The 17,318-nt window shown below is 70.6% G+C and carries 18 protein-coding genes and 1 tRNA gene; 9 read left to right on the top strand and 10 right to left on the bottom strand.

Annotated elements, in window-relative coordinates; all coding sequences use genetic code 11:
- Positions 1-39 precede the first annotated feature (39 nt).
- Both IEQ44_RS05180 and IEQ44_RS05175 read left to right on the top strand, forming a co-directional pair.
- Positions 40-1,314 (top strand): aspartate kinase, encoded by a 1,275-nt coding sequence (locus tag IEQ44_RS05180; RefSeq protein WP_193637380.1) that lies wholly within the window; start codon positions 40-42, stop codon positions 1,312-1,314.
- Complete coding sequence (locus IEQ44_RS05175) at positions 1,311-2,345, top strand: aspartate-semialdehyde dehydrogenase (RefSeq protein ID WP_193637379.1); 1,035 nt, start codon at positions 1,311-1,313, stop codon at positions 2,343-2,345. Before IEQ44_RS05180 ends, IEQ44_RS05175 begins: the two co-directional genes overlap by 4 nt.
- Before the next feature lie 205 nt (positions 2,346-2,550).
- On the opposite strand, the gene IEQ44_RS05170 is transcribed toward IEQ44_RS05175, so the two are convergent.
- Together IEQ44_RS05170 and IEQ44_RS05165 are read right to left on the bottom strand one after the other, a co-directional pair.
- Positions 2,551-2,624, bottom strand: a tRNA-Pro gene (locus IEQ44_RS05170).
- A 123-nt stretch (positions 2,625-2,747) separates the two neighbouring features.
- Positions 2,748-3,677, bottom strand: coding sequence for a metallophosphoesterase (locus IEQ44_RS05165; RefSeq protein ID WP_193637378.1), 930 nt, complete (start codon positions 3,675-3,677; stop codon positions 2,748-2,750).
- Between the two features lie 31 nt (positions 3,678-3,708).
- Here IEQ44_RS05165 and IEQ44_RS05160 point away from each other — a divergent pair, with 31 nt between their 5' ends.
- Positions 3,709-4,167: a GatB/YqeY domain-containing protein gene (locus tag IEQ44_RS05160; protein WP_193637377.1), complete on the top strand. Its 459-nt coding sequence runs from the start codon at positions 3,709-3,711 to the stop codon at positions 4,165-4,167.
- A gap of 29 nt (positions 4,168-4,196) precedes the next feature.
- Here the strand turns inward: IEQ44_RS05160 and IEQ44_RS05155 are convergent, their stop codons facing one another.
- A complete protein-coding gene (locus IEQ44_RS05155; protein WP_193637376.1) occupies positions 4,197-6,578 on the bottom strand; it encodes a transglycosylase domain-containing protein in 2,382 nt (793 codons plus the stop codon).
- 293 nt (positions 6,579-6,871) lie between these two features.
- On the opposite strand from IEQ44_RS05155, the gene IEQ44_RS05150 reads away from it, so the two are divergent.
- Positions 6,872-7,162 (top strand): WhiB family transcriptional regulator, encoded by a 291-nt coding sequence (locus tag IEQ44_RS05150; RefSeq protein WP_193637375.1) that lies wholly within the window; start codon positions 6,872-6,874, stop codon positions 7,160-7,162.
- Between the two features lie 139 nt (positions 7,163-7,301).
- Here IEQ44_RS05150 and bagB read toward each other — a convergent pair whose 3' ends face one another.
- Genes bagB through IEQ44_RS05135 form a run of 3 tightly spaced genes read right to left on the bottom strand, consistent with a single transcriptional unit; the run spans position 7,302 to position 10,330 of the window.
- Positions 7,302-8,468: an ArsA family ATPase gene (gene bagB, locus IEQ44_RS05145; protein WP_193637374.1), complete on the bottom strand. Its 1,167-nt coding sequence runs from the start codon at positions 8,466-8,468 to the stop codon at positions 7,302-7,304.
- The gene (gene bagA / locus IEQ44_RS05140) at positions 8,465-9,472 is read right to left on the bottom strand and encodes an ATPase BagA (RefSeq protein WP_438861840.1); all 1,008 of its coding nucleotides are present in this window, start codon (positions 9,470-9,472) and stop codon (positions 8,465-8,467) included. Before bagA ends, bagB begins: the two co-directional genes overlap by 4 nt.
- A 9-nt stretch (positions 9,473-9,481) precedes the next feature.
- Positions 9,482-10,330, bottom strand: a complete 849-nt coding sequence (locus IEQ44_RS05135; protein WP_193637373.1) for an IclR family transcriptional regulator — start codon at positions 10,328-10,330, stop codon at positions 9,482-9,484.
- Positions 10,331-10,470: 140 nt separating this feature from the next.
- Between IEQ44_RS05135 and IEQ44_RS05130 the strand changes: the two genes are divergently transcribed.
- Genes IEQ44_RS05130 through IEQ44_RS05115 form a run of 4 tightly spaced genes read left to right on the top strand, consistent with a single transcriptional unit; the run spans position 10,471 to position 12,610 of the window.
- Positions 10,471-11,247, top strand: coding sequence for a CoA transferase subunit A (locus tag IEQ44_RS05130; protein WP_193637372.1), 777 nt, complete (start codon positions 10,471-10,473; stop codon positions 11,245-11,247).
- 1 nt (position 11,248) lies between these two features.
- Positions 11,249-11,884 (top strand): 3-oxoacid CoA-transferase subunit B, encoded by a 636-nt coding sequence (locus IEQ44_RS05125; protein ID WP_193637371.1) that lies wholly within the window; start codon positions 11,249-11,251, stop codon positions 11,882-11,884.
- Between the two features lie 40 nt (positions 11,885-11,924).
- Entirely contained in the window at positions 11,925-12,197 is a 273-nt protein-coding gene (locus tag IEQ44_RS05120; protein WP_193637370.1) for a ribbon-helix-helix protein, CopG family, read from the top strand.
- Positions 12,194-12,610: a type II toxin-antitoxin system VapC family toxin gene (locus IEQ44_RS05115; protein ID WP_193637369.1), complete on the top strand. Its 417-nt coding sequence runs from the start codon at positions 12,194-12,196 to the stop codon at positions 12,608-12,610. Before IEQ44_RS05120 ends, IEQ44_RS05115 begins: the two co-directional genes overlap by 4 nt.
- A gap of 6 nt (positions 12,611-12,616) precedes the next feature.
- Here the strand turns inward: IEQ44_RS05115 and IEQ44_RS05110 are convergent, their stop codons facing one another.
- Positions 12,617-13,183: a GrpB family protein gene (locus IEQ44_RS05110; RefSeq protein WP_319804508.1), complete on the bottom strand. Its 567-nt coding sequence runs from the start codon at positions 13,181-13,183 to the stop codon at positions 12,617-12,619.
- A 112-nt stretch (positions 13,184-13,295) separates the two neighbouring features.
- Between IEQ44_RS05110 and IEQ44_RS05105 the strand changes: the two genes are divergently transcribed.
- On the top strand, positions 13,296-14,354 hold the full coding sequence (locus IEQ44_RS05105) for an LLM class flavin-dependent oxidoreductase (protein ID WP_319804507.1): 1,059 nt from the start codon (positions 13,296-13,298) through the stop codon (positions 14,352-14,354).
- A 43-nt stretch (positions 14,355-14,397) separates the two neighbouring features.
- On the opposite strand, the gene IEQ44_RS05100 is transcribed toward IEQ44_RS05105, so the two are convergent.
- The 3 genes from IEQ44_RS05100 to ybaK are packed head-to-tail and all read right to left on the bottom strand — an operon-like array spanning position 14,398 to position 17,269.
- On the bottom strand, positions 14,398-15,384 hold the full coding sequence (locus tag IEQ44_RS05100) for a hypothetical protein (RefSeq protein WP_193637367.1): 987 nt from the start codon (positions 15,382-15,384) through the stop codon (positions 14,398-14,400).
- A gap of 26 nt (positions 15,385-15,410) precedes the next feature.
- Entirely contained in the window at positions 15,411-16,763 is a 1,353-nt protein-coding gene (locus IEQ44_RS05095; RefSeq protein WP_193637366.1) for an MFS transporter, read from the bottom strand.
- Positions 16,760-17,269 (bottom strand): Cys-tRNA(Pro) deacylase, encoded by a 510-nt coding sequence (gene ybaK / locus IEQ44_RS05090; protein WP_193637365.1) that lies wholly within the window; start codon positions 17,267-17,269, stop codon positions 16,760-16,762. The genes IEQ44_RS05095 and ybaK overlap by 4 nt, the downstream gene beginning before the upstream one ends.
- Between the last annotated feature and the right edge of the window lie 49 nt (positions 17,270-17,318).

Here is a 17,318-nt window from a genome sequence, read left to right as displayed (position 1 = left end):
CGCGTCGGCCTTCCAGCTACAGGCAAGGTGGTAACTCCGGTGGGCATTGTCGTGCAGAAGTACGGGGGCTCCTCCGTCGCGGACGCCGACGGGATCAAACGGGTCGCCCAGCGCATCGTCAACACCCGCAAGCAGGGTCACGACGTCGTGGTCGTCGTCTCCGCGATGGGTGACACCACCGACGAGCTGCGTGACCTGGCCGAGCAGGTCAGCCCGCTGCCGCCGCCGCGCGAGCTCGACATGCTCCTGACCGCCGGCGAGCGCATCTCCATGGCGCTGGTCGCGATGGCCATCGCCCAGCTGGGGCACAAGGCGCAGTCGTTCACCGGCTCCCAGGCCGGCGTGATCACCACCGGCGAGCACGGCAAGGCCAAGATCCAGAAGATCACCCCCGGCCGCATCGAGAACGCCATCGCCGACGGGGCGATCGCCATCGTCGCCGGCTTCCAGGGCGTCTCCGAGGACACCAAGGACGTCACCACGCTGGGTCGCGGTGCCTCCGACACCACCGCCGTGGCGCTCGCCGCCGCGCTCGGTGCGGAGGTCTGCGAGATCTACTCCGACGTCGACGGCGTCTTCACCGCCGACCCCCGCATCGTCCCCACTGCCCGCAAGCTCGACCGCATCTCCCACGAGGAGATGCTGGAGATGGCCGCCTCCGGCGCCAAGATCCTCCACCTGCGCTGCGTCGAGTACGCCCGGCGCTACAACATGCCCATCCACGTGCGCTCCTCCTTCTCCACCAAGGAGGGCACGTGGGTCCTGCCCGCCCCCAGCGAGAACGAGGAAGCCATGGAACAGGCCATCATCTCCGGCGTCGCCCACGACCGCAGCGAAGCCAAGATCACCGTCGTCGGCGTGCCCGACAAGATCGGTGAGGCCGCCCGCATCTTCCAGACGCTCGCCGACGCCGGCGTCAACATCGACATGGTGGTGCAGAACGTCTCGGCCGCCGCCACGGCGCGCACGGACATCTCCTTCACCCTGCCCCGCGAGGACGGCCAGTCCGCGATGGCTGCCCTGGCCAAGGTCGAGTCCGAGGTGGGCTACGAGCGCCTGCTCTTCGACGACCAGATCGGCAAGGTCTCCCTCATCGGTGCGGGCATGCGCTCCCACCCGGGCATCACCTCGAAGTTCTTCGCCGCCCTGGCCGGCGCGGGCGTCAACATCGAGATGATCTCCACCTCGGAGATCCGCATCTCCGTCATCGTCGACTCCGCCGACGTCGACACCGCCGTGCAGGCCGCCCACACCGCATTCGGCCTGGACGCCGACGAGGTCGAGGCCGTGGTCTACGGAGGCACCGGCCGATGACCGCTCTCGGCATCGTCGGCGCCACCGGCCAGGTGGGCGTCGCCATGCGTCAGATCCTCGAGGAGCGCAACTTCCCCGCGAGCGAGGTCCGCTTCTTCGCCTCGGCGCGCTCGGCCGGCAAGGTGCTGCAGTTCCAGGGCAAGGACGTCGTCGTCGAGGACGTCGCCACCGCCGACCCCACCGGGCTCGACATCGCGCTCTTCTCCGCCGGCGCCACCACGTCGCGCGCCCAAGCGCAGCGGTTCGTCGACGCCGGCGTGATCGTCGTCGACAACTCCTCGGCCTTCCGCAAGGACCCCGAGATCCCGTTGGTCGTCTCCGAGGTCAACCCCGAGGCGTTCGCCGCCGTGGTCGAGGCAGGCCGCGGCATCATCGCCAACCCCAACTGCACCACGATGGCCGCGATGCCGGTGCTCAAGGTGCTGCACGACGCCGCCGGTCTCCAGCGGCTCGTGGTCTCGACCTACCAGGCGGTCTCCGGCTCCGGCGTCGCCGGCGTGGCGGCGCTCGCCGACGGCGTCTCCAGCATCGAGGACCCCACGCCCCTCGCGTACGACGGTGACGCGGTGCCGTTCGGCGACTCCGGGCCCTACGTGGAGACCATCGCCTACAACGTGCTGCCGATGGCCGGCTCGATCGTCGACGACGGGCTCAACGAGACCGACGAGGAGCAGAAGCTCCGCAACGAGTCGCGCAAGATCCTCGGCATCCCCGACCTCAAGGTCTCCGGCATCTGCGTGCGCGTCCCGGTCTTCACCGGTCACTCCTTGGCCGTCAACGCCGAGTTCGCCGGCGAGATGACGCCCGAGAAAGCGCGCGAGCTCCTGGCCGACGCTCCCGGCGTCGCGCTCGAGGAGGTCCCGACGCCGCGCAAGGCCGCCGGCAACGACCCGTCCTACGTGGGTCGCCTCCGCCAGGACGAGGGCGTCGACGGCAACCGGGGGCTGGCGCTCTTCATCAGCAACGACAACCTGCGCAAGGGCGCTGCCCTCAACACCGTGCAGATCGCGGAGCTGGTCGCCAAGTCCTGACCCTCACCCCCACTGACACCTCAACGCGGTGGGTTCGAGTCATCCAGTGACTCGAACCCACCGCGTTGTCGTGTCAGGAGGCGGGGATGGCCGGGGCCGGGGCCGTGCCGGGGCCGTGCCGGGGGCCGGGGTGACGGCCACCCCTGGACGCAGAAACTCCCCGGGGCCAGTGGCACCGGGGAGCTCGGGAACTTCTGTCGATTTGTCGGGCTGACAGGATTTGAACCTGCGGCCTCCTCGTCCCGAACGAGGCGCGCTACCAAACTGCGCCACAGCCCGAACACCCACGAGCACCGAGGCGCTCACGGACGAAGCGAGCATAGCGGAGCCGTCCGAGGCCGACGAAATCGGGTCAGTGGGAATCCGCTCGGGGTGCGACCGCGGGTGGAGTCACTGATGGAGTCACGAGGTGGGCACGAAGGTCATCAGCGTGGCCTCGGGCCGGCAGGCCACCCGGAACCGGACGTACGGGTTCGTGCCCAACCCCGCCGAGACGTGCAGCCAGCTGGAGCGCGGGTCGCCCGGCGCCGAGTCCGCGGGGTGCCGGTGCAGCCCCTTGGCGCGCTCCGGCTCCAGGTCGCAGTTGGTGGTCAGCGCCCGCCCGCGCCCGTCGAGCGTCGGCAGGCAGACCTGCCCCCCGTGCGTGTGACCGGCAATGATCGCGTCGTAGCCGTCGGCCGCGAACTGGTCGAGCACCCGCAGGTAGGGCGCGTGCACCACCGCCAGGCGTACGTCTGCCGAGGCGTCCGCGGGTCCGGCGACGCGGTCGAGCTCGTCGTAGCCCAGGTGGGGGTCGTCGACACCGGCGAAGGCGATGTGGCTGCCCTTCACCGTCAGCTCGCCGAAGCCGTTGGTGAGGTCGAGCCAGCCACCGCTGTCGAAGGCGGCCTTGAGGTCCGGCCACGGCAGCTGCGGGGTGCTCACGTGGCGAGTGCCGTCGTCGGGCAGCAGGTAGGCCAGCGGGTTGCGCCAGCCGGGCGCGAAGTAGTCGTTGGAGCCCAGGACGTACGCCCCCGGGCGCCGCAGCAGGGCGGCCAACGGCTCCACGACGCAGGGCACGGCGTTGCGGTGGGCCAGGTTGTCGCCGGTGTTGATGACGAGGTCGGGCTCGAGGTCGGCGAGGCTCTCCAGCCACTCCTGCTTGGCACGCTGGTCGGGGGCCATGTGGATGTCGGAGAGGTGGAGCACCCGCAACGGATCATGACCGGCGGGCAGCAGCGGCACGGTGACCTCACGCAGCGTGTACTGCCGGGCCTCCCACGCGGCGTAGGTCGCCAGGCCGACGCCGCTGAGCACGCCGAGGCCGAGGGTGCTGGAGAGAATCCGTTTCATCGCCACCCCCACAGGCTGACACACTGGGCGCATGAGTGCTCTCAAGGACCGTCTCCGTGCTGACCTGACCGCTGCCATCAAGGCGCGGGACGAGGTGCGTTCCTCGACCCTGCGCATGGTGCTGACTGCCGTGACCACGGCCGAGGTGGCGGGCAAGGAGGCGCGCGAGCTCTCCGACGACGACGTGATGACCGTGCTGACGAGCGAGGCCAAGAAGCGCCGCGAGGCTGCGACCGCCTTCGCCGACGCGGGGCGCACCGAGATGGCCGAGAAGGAGAAGGCGGAGGCCGCCGTCATCGCCGACTACCTGCCGACCCCGCTGACCGAGGAGGAGATCTCCGCCCTCGTCACCGCTGCGATCGAGAAGACCGGCGCGGCAGCTGACGGGATGAAGGCGATGGGCAAGGTCATGGGTGTGGTCACGCCCCAGGTCAAGGGCCGCGCCGACGGCGGTGCCGTGGCTGCCGAGGTTCGCCGACAGCTCGGGTGACGTCGCGCGGGAGTGGAGGGGGAGGCGGGTCAGCCCCGGCCCCGGCCCCCTCCGCGTCCGCGGTTCTTGCCCTTCTTCTTCTTGGGCGGCTTGGGCACGTAGCCCGACGAGGGGTAGATCGTCACGGTGTCGCCGCTGCTCAGGGACTCGCCACCGCCGGGGGACGACCAGGCCACGAGGCCCTGGGAGACGTTGGAGTTGACCGTGCCGCCGACGCTCACCGAGAAGCCGGCGTCCTCGAGCACCTCGGTGGCCCGCTCGATCGACATGCCGCTGACCGTGGGCACCGACACCAGCGCGCCGAGGATCTGCGTGCCGGAGGGCCGCTGGAACTCGGCGTCCGGCAGCTTGGTCGCGGCGAACTTCATCGCGTCACCCCACATCGGTCCGGCGGTGCCGGACCCGGAGGCTGACGAGATGTAGACGCCACCGACCAGCTTGCCGTTGAGGGTGTCGGGGGTGCCCTCGATGTTGGCGCCGGCGATCATCGACGCGGCGGCGAGGTTGGGCGTGTAGCCGGCGAACCAGACGGCCTTGTTGTCCTGGGACGTACCGGTCTTGCCCGCCGACTGCTGGGGCAGCGCCAGGCCGCGGCTGTAGCCGAAGCCGCCGGGCTCCTGCACGCCGCGCAGGACGTCGTTGACCGCGTCGGCCACCGCGCCGGGCAGCACCTGCGTGCAGTCCTTCGGATACTCCTTCAGCACGTTGCCGGCGGCATCCTCGATGGCGGTGACCGGTCGGGAAGCGCAGTGCAGGCCGCGTCCGCCGAAGGTCGCGTACGCCTCGGCGACCTCCAGCGGGCTGGTGTCGGCGATGCCGAGCACGAAGGTGGGGACCCGCTCGGGCATGCCGCCGCCGGGCTCCTTGCCCTCCGGGTTGGTGAGCTCGATGCCCATCTTCTGTGCGAGCTCGTAGGGCTCGCACAGCCCGGTCGACTGCGTGAGCTGGAGGAAGTAGGTGTTCACCGAGTCCCGGGTGCCGGTGTACATGTTCATGGCGCCCGAGGTCGTGGAGTTGTTCATCTGGAACGACCCGTAGCCGTAGGGGTCCCCGTCGCAGTCCTCGTAGTCGCGCTCCTGCAACGTCATGGACTTGGGGGAGTTGATGGACTGGGTCATCGAGACCTTGCCCTGGTTGAGCGCGGTCGCCAGCACGAAGACCTTGAAGGTCGAGCCGCCCTGGAAACCGTTGGAGTCGCCGAGGCTCTTGGGCACCACGTAGTTGAGGAAGGTCTGACCGGCCTTCTTGTTGGGGCCCATCGGACGCGACTGCGCCAGCGCCTTCACGTCACCGGTGCGGGGCTCGACCATGGCCAGCCCGCCGATGGCCTCGTCGGTGGGGAAGACCCGACGGCGCACCGACTCGTCGGCGGCCTTCTGGAAGTCGAGGTCGATCGTGGTCCGGATCGTCAGCCCGCCGGAGCGGAGCAGGTCGCGACGCTCCTCCTTGGTCTTGCCCAGCGCCTTGTCCTCGACCAGGTAGCGGTAGACGTAGTCACAGAAGAAGGGGGCGGGGGAGTTGACGCACCCGTTGGCAGCCGGCTGGCGGTCGAGCCCGAGCTTGCGGTTGCTCAGCTTGTCGGCGCGCTTCTGCGGGATGATGTCGAGCTGCGCCATCCGCTGCAGCACGACGTTGCGCCGCGAGCGGGCGCGGTCGGGGAAGTTGGTGGGGTCGTAGCCCACGGGGTTCTTCACCAGGCCGGCGAGGAGGGCGGCCTCCTTGACGTTGAGCTTGGAGGCGTTCTTGTTGAAGTAGCGCCGGGCGGCGGCCTGGACGCCGTAGGCGCCGTCACCGAAGTAGGCGATGTTGAGGTAGCGCTCGAGGATCCAGTCCTTGGAGTACTTCTGCTCGAAGGCGATCGCGTAGCGCAGCTCGCGCAGCTTGCGGGCGTACGTGTCGTCGGTCGCCGCGTTCTTGGCCTCCTGGTCGTCCTTCGCCTGGTCGACCAGGGTCAGCTTGACCATCTGCTGGGTGATCGAGGAACCACCCTGCACGACGCCGTCGGCGGCCTGGTTGCTGATCAGGGCGCGCAGCGTGCCCTTCAGGTCGAGCGCGCCGTGCTGGTAGAAGCGGTAGTCCTCGATCGCGAGGATCGCCTGCACCATCGGCTTGGCGATCTGGTCGAGCCCGACCGTCACCCGGTTCTCGTCGTAGAACGACGCGATCAGGTCTCCGTTGGCGGCCAGCACGTTGGTCTTCTGGGCCAGCGGCGTGGCCTCGAGGTCGGCGGGCAGCTCCTCCATCGACTCGGCGACGTCGGTCGCCGTGGCGCCCACGACGGCGGCGAAGGGGAGCGCGAGGCCGGCCACCAGCACGCCGAGCGCGGCGGAGACGGCGACCATGATGCCGAGGTGGCGAACAATGCTCGCCCTGCGGGTCGGCTCGCCGGGCGTGGAGGCAGGAGTGGACATGGCTTCCAGCGTACGGGAATGGGGCCACACCACCGATCCCGCGAACGCACACGGAACGAGGACGGGTGCGGGACCCCTCGTTGGGGACGCCGAACGGGTGACCTGGCCCACAGTCCGGGTCGAGCGACCCGCTTCTAGTCACATAAGACTAGTCATACCGGACTATGCGAAGTGGGCTAAAGGTGTCTGTCCCTGACGCGCGCTGGTCCATACCTTTGTTCATGCACCACCAAGGTGAGTGGAAGTCATTGGGGATGTCCACCACCATTTTGATGATCTTTGGGGAGACAGACATGTGGGTTGAGGACTGGTCGTCGAAGGCCGCTTGCAAGGACGCATCACCGGACCAGCTGTTCGTCCGGGGTGCGGAGCAGAACAAGGCCAAGCAGCTCTGCAACGGTTGCGTGGTTCGCACCGAGTGCCTGGCCGAGGCGCTCGACAACCAGATCGAGTGGGGCGTCTGGGGCGGCATGACCGAGCGTGAGCGTCGCGCGCTGCTCCGTCGCCGTCCGGGCGCCAGCTGGCGCACCGTCCTGGAGTCCGCCCGCGAGGAGCACACCCGCGGCGCGCACGTCACCCTCTGACGTACGTCTGCCGCAGCGGCGGTCAGCACGCCGCGCACGGCTTCCCCTGTCAGCACTCGAACGCTCCCGGCCAACCCGAGAAGGCCGGGGGCGTTCGTGCGTCCGGAGGCGAGTGCCCGCCCGGTGCGCCGGCGGCGGGTCAGCGACCCAGCAGCTCGCCGACCCGGCGCAGGCCGTCGAGGTCGTGCACGTCGGTGGGCAGCGCCGGCACCACGACGGTCGGCACGGTGGGGTGGGCCGCGGCGAACCGCCGCCGCAACCGGCCCTCGCGCTCGAGCAGCCGGAGTCGGCGGGCGTGCAGACGCAGCAGCCCGGCGGTCAGCGCCGCCGCGGGCGAGGTCGTACGCCCGAGCCTGTCCGCCGCAGCACCCGCCTCGTCGGCGGTGAGGTCGGTGGTGTCCTCCGGGGCCGCGCGGTTGACCACCAGTCCGGCCAGCGGCATCCGGTCCTCCTCCAGACGCTCCACGAAGTAGGCGGCCTCGCGCAGGGCGTCCTCCTCGGGCGCGGCGATCACCAGGAACGCCGTGCCGTCGGCCTGGAGCAACGAGTAGGTCTTCTCGGCCCGGGCGCGGAAGCCCCCGAAGAGGGTGTCGAAGGCCGCGATGAAGATCTGCATGTCACGCAGCACCTGCGTGCCGAGCACCTTGTTGAGCGCGGCCGTGACCATGCCCAGGCCCGCCGACATCAGTCGCGCCGGCCCCTTGGCCGGGGCGAGCAGGATCCGGATGAAGCGCCCGTCGAGGAAGCTCGAGAGCCGCTCCGGGGCGTCGAGGAAGTCGAGCGCCGAGCGCGACGGTGGGGTGTCCACGACGATCAGGTCATAGCTGTCGTCCTTGCGGGCCTGGCGGTGGATCTGGCCCAGCTTCTCCATCGCCATGTATTCCTGCGTGCCGGCGAAGGAGCTCGACAGCGCCACGTAGAAGGGGTTGGAGAGGATCTGGGCAGCCTTCTCCGGCGACGCCTGGGAGAGCACCACCTCGTCGAAGGTGCGCTTCATGTCCAGCATCATCGCGTCGAGCGAACCCTCGCCCTGCACGCCGGGCACCGGCCGCGGGGTGTTGTCGAGCTGCTCGATGCCCATCGACTGGGCCAGCCGCCGGGCCGGGTCGATCGTCAGCACCACGACGCGGCGCCCACGCTCGGCGGCGCGCAGCGCGAGGCTGGCGGCGGTCGTGGTCTTGCCGACGCCGCCGGAGCCACAGCAGACGACGATGCCGACCGAACGGTCGTCGACGAGGGCGTCCATGTCGAGGTGCGGTGCGGTGTGCGGTGTGGTGGCCAGCGGGCCCACGCGCGTGCGGCTCATCGGGCCAACCCCTGTTCCTTGAGTGCAGCGGCGAGCTCGTAGAGCCCGCCCAGGTCGACGCCGTCGACGAGCTGCGGCAGGTCGACGTTCGGCACGCCGGTCGCAGCGACCACCTCGCGCTGCCGTTCTTGCAGGGCGAGGCGTTCGGCGTGGTCGCGGCCCTGGCTCACCAGCGCGTCGACCAGCACGTCGTGGGGCTCCAGGCCGGCGGCCTCCAGCCCGGCGGCGACGTGCGTACGCCCCTGCTCGCTCGCGACGTCGGCGAGCAGGTCGGCGTCGACCTCCTGGGGCCGGACGAGGTTGGAGACGATCGCGCCCACGCGCAGGTCGGCGGCGCGCAGCTCGGCGATGCCGTCGACGGTCTCGGTCACCGGCATCTCCTCGAGCAGCGTCACCAGGTGCACGACGGTGCGCGGCGAGCGGAAGAGCGTCATCACGGTGTCTGCCTGGGAGCGGACCGGACCCACCTTCGCCAGCCCGGCCAGCTCGCCGTTGACGTTGAGGAACTGGGTGATCCGACCCGTCGGGGGCGCGTCGAGCACGACCGCGTCGTAGACCTGCGCTCCCTTGTGGCGCGAGTTGCGCTCGACGGCCTCGTAGACCTTGCCGGTCAGCAGGACGTCGCGCACGCCCGGCGCGATCGTGGTGGCGAACTCGACCACGCCGAACTTCTCCAGCGCGCGCCCGGCGCGGCCGAGGCGGTAGTACATCGCCAGGTACTCCAGCAGCGCCGACTCGGGGTCGATGTGCAGCGCGTGCACCTCGCCGGCACGACCGGACTCGTCGGCCAGGCCACGGGCGATCCGGGTCTCGGCGTAGGGCAGCGGGTCGACGTCGAACATCCGCGCGATCCCCTGGCGGCCCTCGACCTCGCAGAGCAGCACGGTGCGCCCGGTTGAGGCCAGCGCGAGCGCGAGCGAGGCGGCGACCGTCGACTTGCCGGTGCCGCCCTTGCCCGTGACCACGTGCAGCCGCGCGCGGGAGAAATCAGGCATCTGGTCCATGGAGCCACCCTAGGGGCGCGCGACGACCTTCCGTAGGTGTGAAGGTTCACGATTGCCGGGGGCGCGACCCGGGTATCCCTCCCGGCCGAGCGCCGTGGTGAGGGCGTGGGCCTCCCGCAGCAGCAGCTCGCCCAGCTCCTTCTGCCGGGCGGGCGCGAAGCGGTGCTCGATGCCGGTCAGGCTCAGCGCCCACGCGGGTGCGCCCTGGCTGTCGAAGACGGCGGCACCCATGCCCCAGGAGCCCTCGACGATCAGGCCGGGGTTGAGGGCCCACCCGTCGGAGCGGGCGACGGCGACCCGCTCGCGGACGGCCTCGTGGCTGTGCGCGGGGCCGTGGCTGGCGGCGAGGTCCGCCCGGGTCAGGTAGGCCTCGACCTCGGGGTCGGGCAGGAAGGCGAGGATCGCCAGCCCCGCCGACGCGACGCCGAGGGGGAAGCGGATGCCTTCGTGCAGCACGTGCGAGCGGATCGGGAAGGGGCCGTCCTCGCGCAGCAGGCAGATCGTCTCGTCGCCGCGGCGGGCCGACAGGAAGGCGCTCTCGCCGGTCGCCTGGGCCAGGCGGCGCACCACGGGCTGGGCGAGGGCGGTGACGTCGTAGCGGGCCCGGGCTGCGCTGCCCATGAACCAGAGCTCGGGGCCCAACTGCCAGCGGCCGTCGGCCGGGTCGCGGTCGACGAGGCCGGCGTCGGCCAGCGACGAGAGCAGGCGGTGCGCCGTGGGGCGCGCGAGTCCGACGGCGCGCGCGAGGTCGGACGTACGCCCTCCCGACGGCTCGTGGGCGGCGACGGCGCGCAGCAGGGCAGCGACGCGACCCACGACGTCGCCGGGGGCCTCGGAGGCGGGCGGAGGTGCGTCCATTGAATGAACGCTACTCCGTTCATGAGGTCATGTGGCGAGAGATCCGCGTCAACTGGGTGGCCGCCCGTTGACGGCGGCTGCGGGAGCGACTGCAATCGGGGGCACGGAGCCGGCCGGCTCCCTCGGAGGAAGGAACCCGCATGGACAAGGTGGTGGCCAGCGCCGCCGAGGCGGTCGCCGACATCCCGAGCGGTGCGACCCTGGCGGTCGGCGGCTTCGGGCTCTGCGGCATCCCGTCGGTGCTCATCGACGCGCTCCTCGAGGCCGGTGTCGGCGACATCGAGGCGGTCTCCAACAACTGCGGCGTCGACGACTGGGGCCTCGGCAAGCTGCTCATGGAGAAGCGGATCCGGCGGATGGTGTCGTCCTACGTCGGGGAGAACAAGGAGTTCGCCCGCCAGTACCTCTCCGGCGAGCTCGAGGTCGAGCTGACCCCGCAGGGCACCCTGGCCGAGCGGATGCGCGCCGGCGGCTCCGGCATCCCCGCCTTCTTCACCGCCACCGGTGGCGGCACGCAGATCGCCGAGGGTGGCCTGCCGTGGAAGTACGACGCCGACGGCAACGTCGCGGTCGCCTCGCCGCCGAAGGAGACCCGCGTCTTCGACGGCCGCGAGTACGTGCTCGAGGAGGCGATCGTCGCCGACTTCGGCCTGGTGCGCGCCTGGAAGGGTGACCGCCACGGCAACCTCGTCTTCCGCGACTCCGCCCGCAACTTCAACCCGCTCGCCGCGATGTGCGGGCGGCTCACGATCGCCGAGGTCGAGCACCTCGTCGAGCCCGGCGAGCTCGACCCCAACGAGGTCCACACCCCCGGGGTGTACGTCCAGCGCGTCGTCGCGCTGACGCCCGAGCAGGCCGTCGAGAAGCGGATCGAGAAGCGCACCGTCACCCCGCGCTCCACCGGGGAGGAGAACTGACATGGCCTGGACCCGTGAGGAGATGGCGGCCCGCGCCGCCGCCGAGCTGAGCGACGGTCAGTACGTCAACCTCGGCATCGGCCTGCCGACCCTGGTGCCCAACTACGTGCCCGACGACGTCGAGCTCGTGCTGCAGTCGGAGAACGGCATCCTCGGCGTGGGGGCGTACCCGCTCGACGGCGAGGAGGACCCTGACCTCATCAACGCCGGCAAGGAGACCGTGACCGTGCGTCGTGGCGCCTCCTTCTTCGACTCCGCCACCAGTTTCGGGATGATCCGCGGCGGCAAGATCGACGCCGCCATCCTCGGCGCCATGCAGGTGTCGAAGCACGGTGACATCGCCAACTGGATGATCCCCGGCAAGATGGTCAAGGGCATGGGCGGCGCGATGGACCTGGTGCACGGCGCCAAGCGCGTCATCGTGCTGATGGAGCATGTCGCCCGCGACGGCTCCTACAAGATCGTCGAGGAGTGCTCGCTGCCCTACACCGGCAAGCGCGTGATCGAGCGGATCATCACCGACCTCGCTGTCATCGACGTGACCCCCGAGGGGTTGGTGCTCGTCGAGCTGGCGCCCGGCGTGACCGAGGAGGAGGTCCGGGAGAAGACCGAGCCGGAACTCATCTCCGCGCTCTGAGGCTCGTCGTCGACGGACATGCACATGCTAATGTATGTGCATGTCCGTCATGGAGCGTCGCCTGCAGTTGCTCCTCGATCAGCAGCGGTATGCGCTCATCGAGCGGGAGGCCCGCGCCTCGGGACGCAGCGTTGCTGCCGTCATCCGTGAGGCCATCGACGTGCGGTTCGCCGACGACGTCACGCTGCGTCAGGCAGCGGCCCGGCGCCTGCTCGATGCCCACACCGCGCCCGAAGGCGTTGAGCCCGACTGGTCGGAGGTCAAGGCCGACTACGAGGCCGAGCAGGCCGCACGCTTCGAGTCGATCCCGTGACGCACCGTCTCTTCGTCGACACCGCCCCGCTCCTGTACGCCGTCGGTGGGGCGCACCCGCTGCGGGCGCCGTGCCGAGCGTTGCTCACCGCCTCCGCGGAGGGCCGCGTGGAGTTGCACGCCAGCGTCGAGGTCGTGCAGGAGTTCCTGTTCCATCGGCTGCGTCGCGACGACCGGCCTCGCGCGGTGGCGGCGGCGCGCGCGGTGCGCGAGGCCCTGGTGCTCCATCCGTTCGACGCGTCCGTGGTCAGCGCGATGGTCGACCTGGTCGAGAGTTCGGGGATCGGCGGGCGCGATGCCGTCCACGCGGCTACCGCGTTGGCAGCGGGGTTCGGAGAGATCGTCTCGACCGACTCGGACCTCGACGTGGTGCGGGGTCTGCGTCGGCTGTCACCGGACGCGCTGCAGTGGTGAGTGGCGTCAGGTGCGAGGACGCGACCGCGCCCGGGCTCGTTCCTTGATCTCCGCGATGACCTGGTCCTTGGCGTCCGCGTAGGCCTGCATGTGGGTCCACTCCCGCTCCAGCAGCTCGCGCTTGGTCGACTCGTAGAGCTCGCGCTCCTGGGGATGACTGCGCAGCCGGTCGCGGAAGAGGAGGAGGTCGGTCGTGTCCGGTGCGTCTGGCTGGTGCATGTGCAGGTGCACGTCGCGTGCGGGCGTGCGCAGCATCCGGTGGCCGGGCTCGCGGACCCGCAGCGCGTAGCCGGCGTCCACGAGCGGTGCGAGGTAGTCCTCCTCCGCGGTGATGTCGGGGACGACCAGGAGGATGTCGATGATCGGCTTCGCGGCAAGGCCGGCAACCGAGGTCGACCCCACGTGATGGACGGCGATCGCGGTCGAGCCGATCGCGTGACGGATGCGGCGCTCGTGCGTGGCGAAGCCCAGCGCCCACTCCGGGTCGGGCTCCGCGAGGTACAGCTTGTCGGTCTCGAGGTCGCCGAAGACCTCCAGCTCGTTCACGTCGGGGCGTCTCGGGAAGGCCGTCACCGCACCAGCGTAGGAGCGGCTGGCTTGTCGGACAGTCCACACATCACCGTCCGCACATCCGTGATGCGATGTCCCTCGGAATACCCGGCGGGCCGCGGGGGGTTGAGGCAGCGTGACCTCCCCCAGCGCTGCCGCCATGCCCGCTCTCTCCGTCCTGGACCTCATCCCGGTCCGCTCCGGCCAGACCACCGGCGAGGCCCTGCGCGCCTCCACCGCGTTGGTGAAGACGGCTGACGAGCTGGGCTACCGCCGCTTCTGGGTCGCTGAGCACCACAACACCACCTCGGTCGCCTCGACCAACCCCCCGGTGCTCATCGCGATGCTGGCCTCCGCCACCGAGCGGATCAGCGTCGGCTCCGGCGGCGTGATGCTGCCCAACCACGCCCCGCTGGTGGTCGCCGAGCAGTTCGCCCTGCTGGAGGCGGCCTTCCCCGGCCGGATCGACCTCGGCATCGGCCGTGCACCCGGCACCGACCCGCTGACTCGTTACGTCCTGCGTGGCCAGTCGGCGGAGTCGGCCGACGAGGCGGTCGCCCGGTTCGCCGAGTACGTCGACGACATCGGCATGCTCATGCGTCCTGAGGGTGTCGAGATGTCCTACGGGCCCCGCGTCCAGCCGCTGCGCGCCACCCCGCACGCGACCAGCGTCGCCCGGATGTGGCTGCTCGGCTCGTCGGACTACTCCGCCCGGCTGGCGGCCCAGAAGGGCCTGCCCTACGTCTTCGCCCACCACTTCTTCGGCCAAGGCACCGCGGAGGCGATCAAGCTCTACCGCGACACCTACCAGCCGTCGGAGGCCCACCCCGAGCCGCGGACCTTCCTGACCGTCAACGCCTCGGTCGCGGAGACGAAGGAGCAGGCCTACCGGCTGGCCATCCCGCACATGCAGGCGATGATCGCCCTGCGTGTCGGGGGCGCGTTGGAGGCCCAGCGCAGCGTCGAGGAGGCCGAGGAGATCGGCTTCCCCGAGGGTCAGGACCGCATGGCCGACGCGATGGCGTCACGGTGGATCGTCGACGAGCCCGAGTCGGCCCGGCGCCGTATCGCGGAGTTCGCCGCGGAGCACGGTGTCGACGAGGTGATGGTGCAGCCGATCGGCGGCGCGCTGGCCGCCCACCCGGTCGACCGTTACCCGTCCCGGGAGAGGACCCTGCGGCTGTTGGCTGGTTGAGCCAGGGTGTGATCCGTGATCTCGGACGAGAGGCCGTAGCGCCTCAGAGCTTGTTCAGGGGAAATCCCGCCAACGGTCGATCCGGCGACCATCCCAGCTCCGTGGCGCGTTCTCGTGTCCGCTGCCACGCCGCCGCGGCCTCAGCGATGTCGTCCGCATGGGTGCGGGCAAACTCGTCCGAGATCTTGATCAACTGCTCCATGGCCTGGTCGAACGTGTCTTCGTGGCACTCCCAGACGGCAATGAGCAGAGCTGCCTCCGCTGCGGTGTAGTCGGCCCACGCGTCGCTGGGCTCCTCCCCCTCGACGAGCGGAATGTCGTCTGGATCCGGGCGCAGCTGGTCGACAGTCGTGAACCACGTGTCCAGACTGGGGCCAGCCGGAAGGTTAAGCGGCGCTGGGAGTTCCTTCTTCGAGGCGCACGCGGTGATCGAGTCTTCGGTGTCGGCGACCGAGACTCCGTCCTTTACGGCGTCTTCCCAGGCTTTGGTCAGGCGCGTGGCAGCCGCCGGGGCGGTGAACTGTCGCAGCTCGCTCTCCGAGCCGACGTCGCCTTCTTCCGAGCAGGCGTCAATGGCCCTCCGGTACTCCTTGGGCGGGACGCGGCGCTGCAGGTCGTCAAGGCGGTCGGACGGTGCATTGAGTCGCGGCTCGTGGGACAGGAGTGGCACGGGCGGGAGCACGGCAGCGTCGGTGTACCAGAGCGGGACTGTGACGGGACCGATGGCCACCTCCCAGCCTGGCCATGCTTCGAAGGGGAGGCTCGCCTGATCCAGGCACTCGTCCTGCGGGCCGTTGAGCCAGTGAGCCTGGACCACCGCAGCTGCTTGGTGCGTGGTGGGGTCACCGGCCCAACGGTCGAAGTCGCGCTGGACCTTGGCCATGGCCGTGGCGGCGTCGTCACTCACGGCGGCCAAGAGGTGACGTTTGTCGTCATCGGCTGCGTCCGGAGTGGTCACACCCCCACAGGCACTGAGGACGAGGAGTGAACTCAGCAACCCCAGCCTGACGATGCCTGGTCTGCTATTCACCTGCACAGTCCTCATGGGCGGCGACTTCAGACGCCCTCGGGCGTGCCGTGCGCGGCCGTCCGTGCGGCGGACACGACACTGACCACGGCAATGACGCTGGCGAAGGTGTAGACCGCGGTGAAGGGATCGCCGCCGGCTTTCTCGACCGTCGAGAAGACCAGACCGGCCAGGGCGAGGGAGAGCGCGCCGCCCATCGAGTCCGCCGCGTTGAGCGCCGCGGAGTTGAAGCCACGGTCGCGGTCACTCGAGGCCTGGAGCATCGCCACCCCGGTGCGCGGATAGCCGAACCCCATCCCCGCGCCGGCGACCACGTAGACGGCTCCCGCGATCCACGGGTTGAGCTCCCACCAGATGCAGGCGGTGAGCAGCGAGAGTCCGAGCACGATCAACCCCGACCCCGTCGTCATCGCCCGGGTGTGGGCCAGCCGTCGCGCCCGCGCCTGAGTCCAGCTCGCCAGCGCCCAGACGACACCGACGGCCGACAGCGCGAGACCGGCGACGGTGGGCGTGAGGCCCCACCTCTCCTCGAGCGTCAGCACCACGTAGCCCTCGGCCATGAAGAACGACCCGGCGAGGAACCCACGCGTTGCGATCACCGACGGCAACCCCTCGGCCAGCCGCAGCGACCCCTTCGGGACCAGGTGGGTGAGGGCGTACAACACCACGACCGCGCAGACCAGCGCCAGCACGAGGCGGTCGCCCACGAGACGGACTCCCAGCACCGCAGCAGCGGCCACGACCGCCCAGACGAGCGGTCCGTACGCGGCGCGTTCCGGCTGCTCGGTCGGTCGCGGCAGACCGAGGGCGCGGCGGGTCAGGGCCAGGCTCACCACGGCGACCAGCGCCACGGTGCCGAGGAAGACCCACCGCCAGCCGACCGCCTCCGCGATGACCGCGGCCACCGCCGGGCCGAAGAGGGAGGGCAGCACCCACGCTGCCGCCAACGAGGCGAAGACTGAGGCCTGCAGGCGAGAGGGGTAGATGAGGCCGATCACCACGTAGAGCACCACCGTGGCCGCCCCGCCGCCGAGCCCCTGCAGCACCCGGCCGGCCACGAAGACCTCCATGGAGGGGGCGACGCCGGCGAGCAGGAGTCCCGCCGCGAAGACACTCAGCGCGACGAGCAGGGGCATCCCCGGTCCGCGTCGGTCACTCACCATGCCGGCGGCGACCATGCCGACGACCCCGGACGCCAGCGGCGCGGCGAAGCCGAGGGCGTACAGGTGGCGACCGTCGAGCTCAGCGGTGAGCGTCGGCATGATCGTGGTGACCGCGAGGTTCTCGAAGGCGACCAGCACAATCACCGCGAAGGTGCCCAGGGTGGTGGCCAGGTAGGCGGGGGAGAGGACGCTCTCGCGCTCCTGGGCCGGGGGTGTCACCGGGAGATCTCCGCCCACGTGGCGTCGAGGAGTGCCGCGAGGTCGGTGGGGGCGAGCTCGACGTCCAGGCCACGACGTCCGGCGGAGACGAGGACGGTCGCGTGGTCGCGGGCCGAGACGTCGATGACGGTGGGCAGCGGGGTGCGTTGGCCGAGTGGAGAGATGCCCCCGACCACGTAGCCGCTGGAGCGCGACGCGACGGCCGGGTCGGCCATCACCGCTCGCTTGGCGCCGAGCGCCGCGGCGACCGCCTTGAGGTCGAGCTGGCGCGAGACCGGCACGACACCGACGGCCAGTGCCGGACGTCCGCCCGTGGCGGTGTCGACGACGAGGGTCTTGAAGACTCGAGCGGGCGCCACACCCAGGGCCTCGGCCGCCTCCAGCCCGTAGGAGACGGCCCGCGGGTCGTGGGTGTAGGGGCGCAGGGTGTGCGCGACTCCTGCAGCCGTCAGGACCTCGATCGCCGGGGTGCCGGACCCCTGCGTCCTGGCCTGCTTCTTCGCCACCGGACCACGATAGGTCCCTGGCGCGCGACGGGGGTCGCGGGGATAGGGT

This window comes from Nocardioides malaquae (assembly GCF_015070385.1).
Classification (GTDB): domain Bacteria; phylum Actinomycetota; class Actinomycetes; order Propionibacteriales; family Nocardioidaceae; genus Nocardioides; species Nocardioides malaquae.
The sequence above is the reverse complement of the archived record's forward strand: the minus strand, read 5'-3'. Positions and strand labels throughout refer to the sequence as shown.

What these genes read in the sequence shown, in the direction of transcription:
- IEQ44_RS05150 (WP_193637375.1), top strand. Translation starts at nt 6,872, where the DNA reads ATGTGGGTTGAGGACTGGTCGTCGAAGGCCGCTTGCAAGGACGCATCA.
- bagB (WP_193637374.1), bottom strand. Translation starts at nt 8,468, where the DNA reads ATGAGCCGCACGCGCGTGGGCCCGCTGGCCACCACACCGCACACCGCA.
- bagA (WP_438861840.1), bottom strand. Translation starts at nt 9,472, where the DNA reads ATGGACCAGATGCCTGATTTCTCCCGCGCGCGGCTGCACGTGGTCACG.
- IEQ44_RS05120 (WP_193637370.1), top strand. Translation starts at nt 11,925, where the DNA reads ATGTCCGTCATGGAGCGTCGCCTGCAGTTGCTCCTCGATCAGCAGCGG.
- IEQ44_RS05130 (WP_193637372.1), top strand. Translation starts at nt 10,471, where the DNA reads ATGGACAAGGTGGTGGCCAGCGCCGCCGAGGCGGTCGCCGACATCCCG.
- IEQ44_RS05165 (WP_193637378.1), bottom strand. Translation starts at nt 3,677, where the DNA reads ATGAAACGGATTCTCTCCAGCACCCTCGGCCTCGGCGTGCTCAGCGGC.
- IEQ44_RS05155 (WP_193637376.1), bottom strand. Translation starts at nt 6,578, where the DNA reads ATGTCCACTCCTGCCTCCACGCCCGGCGAGCCGACCCGCAGGGCGAGC.
- IEQ44_RS05125 (WP_193637371.1), top strand. Translation starts at nt 11,249, where the DNA reads ATGGCCTGGACCCGTGAGGAGATGGCGGCCCGCGCCGCCGCCGAGCTG.
- IEQ44_RS05160 (WP_193637377.1), top strand. Translation starts at nt 3,709, where the DNA reads ATGAGTGCTCTCAAGGACCGTCTCCGTGCTGACCTGACCGCTGCCATC.
- IEQ44_RS05135 (WP_193637373.1), bottom strand. Translation starts at nt 10,330, where the DNA reads ATGGACGCACCTCCGCCCGCCTCCGAGGCCCCCGGCGACGTCGTGGGT.
- IEQ44_RS05175 (WP_193637379.1), top strand. Translation starts at nt 1,311, where the DNA reads ATGACCGCTCTCGGCATCGTCGGCGCCACCGGCCAGGTGGGCGTCGCC.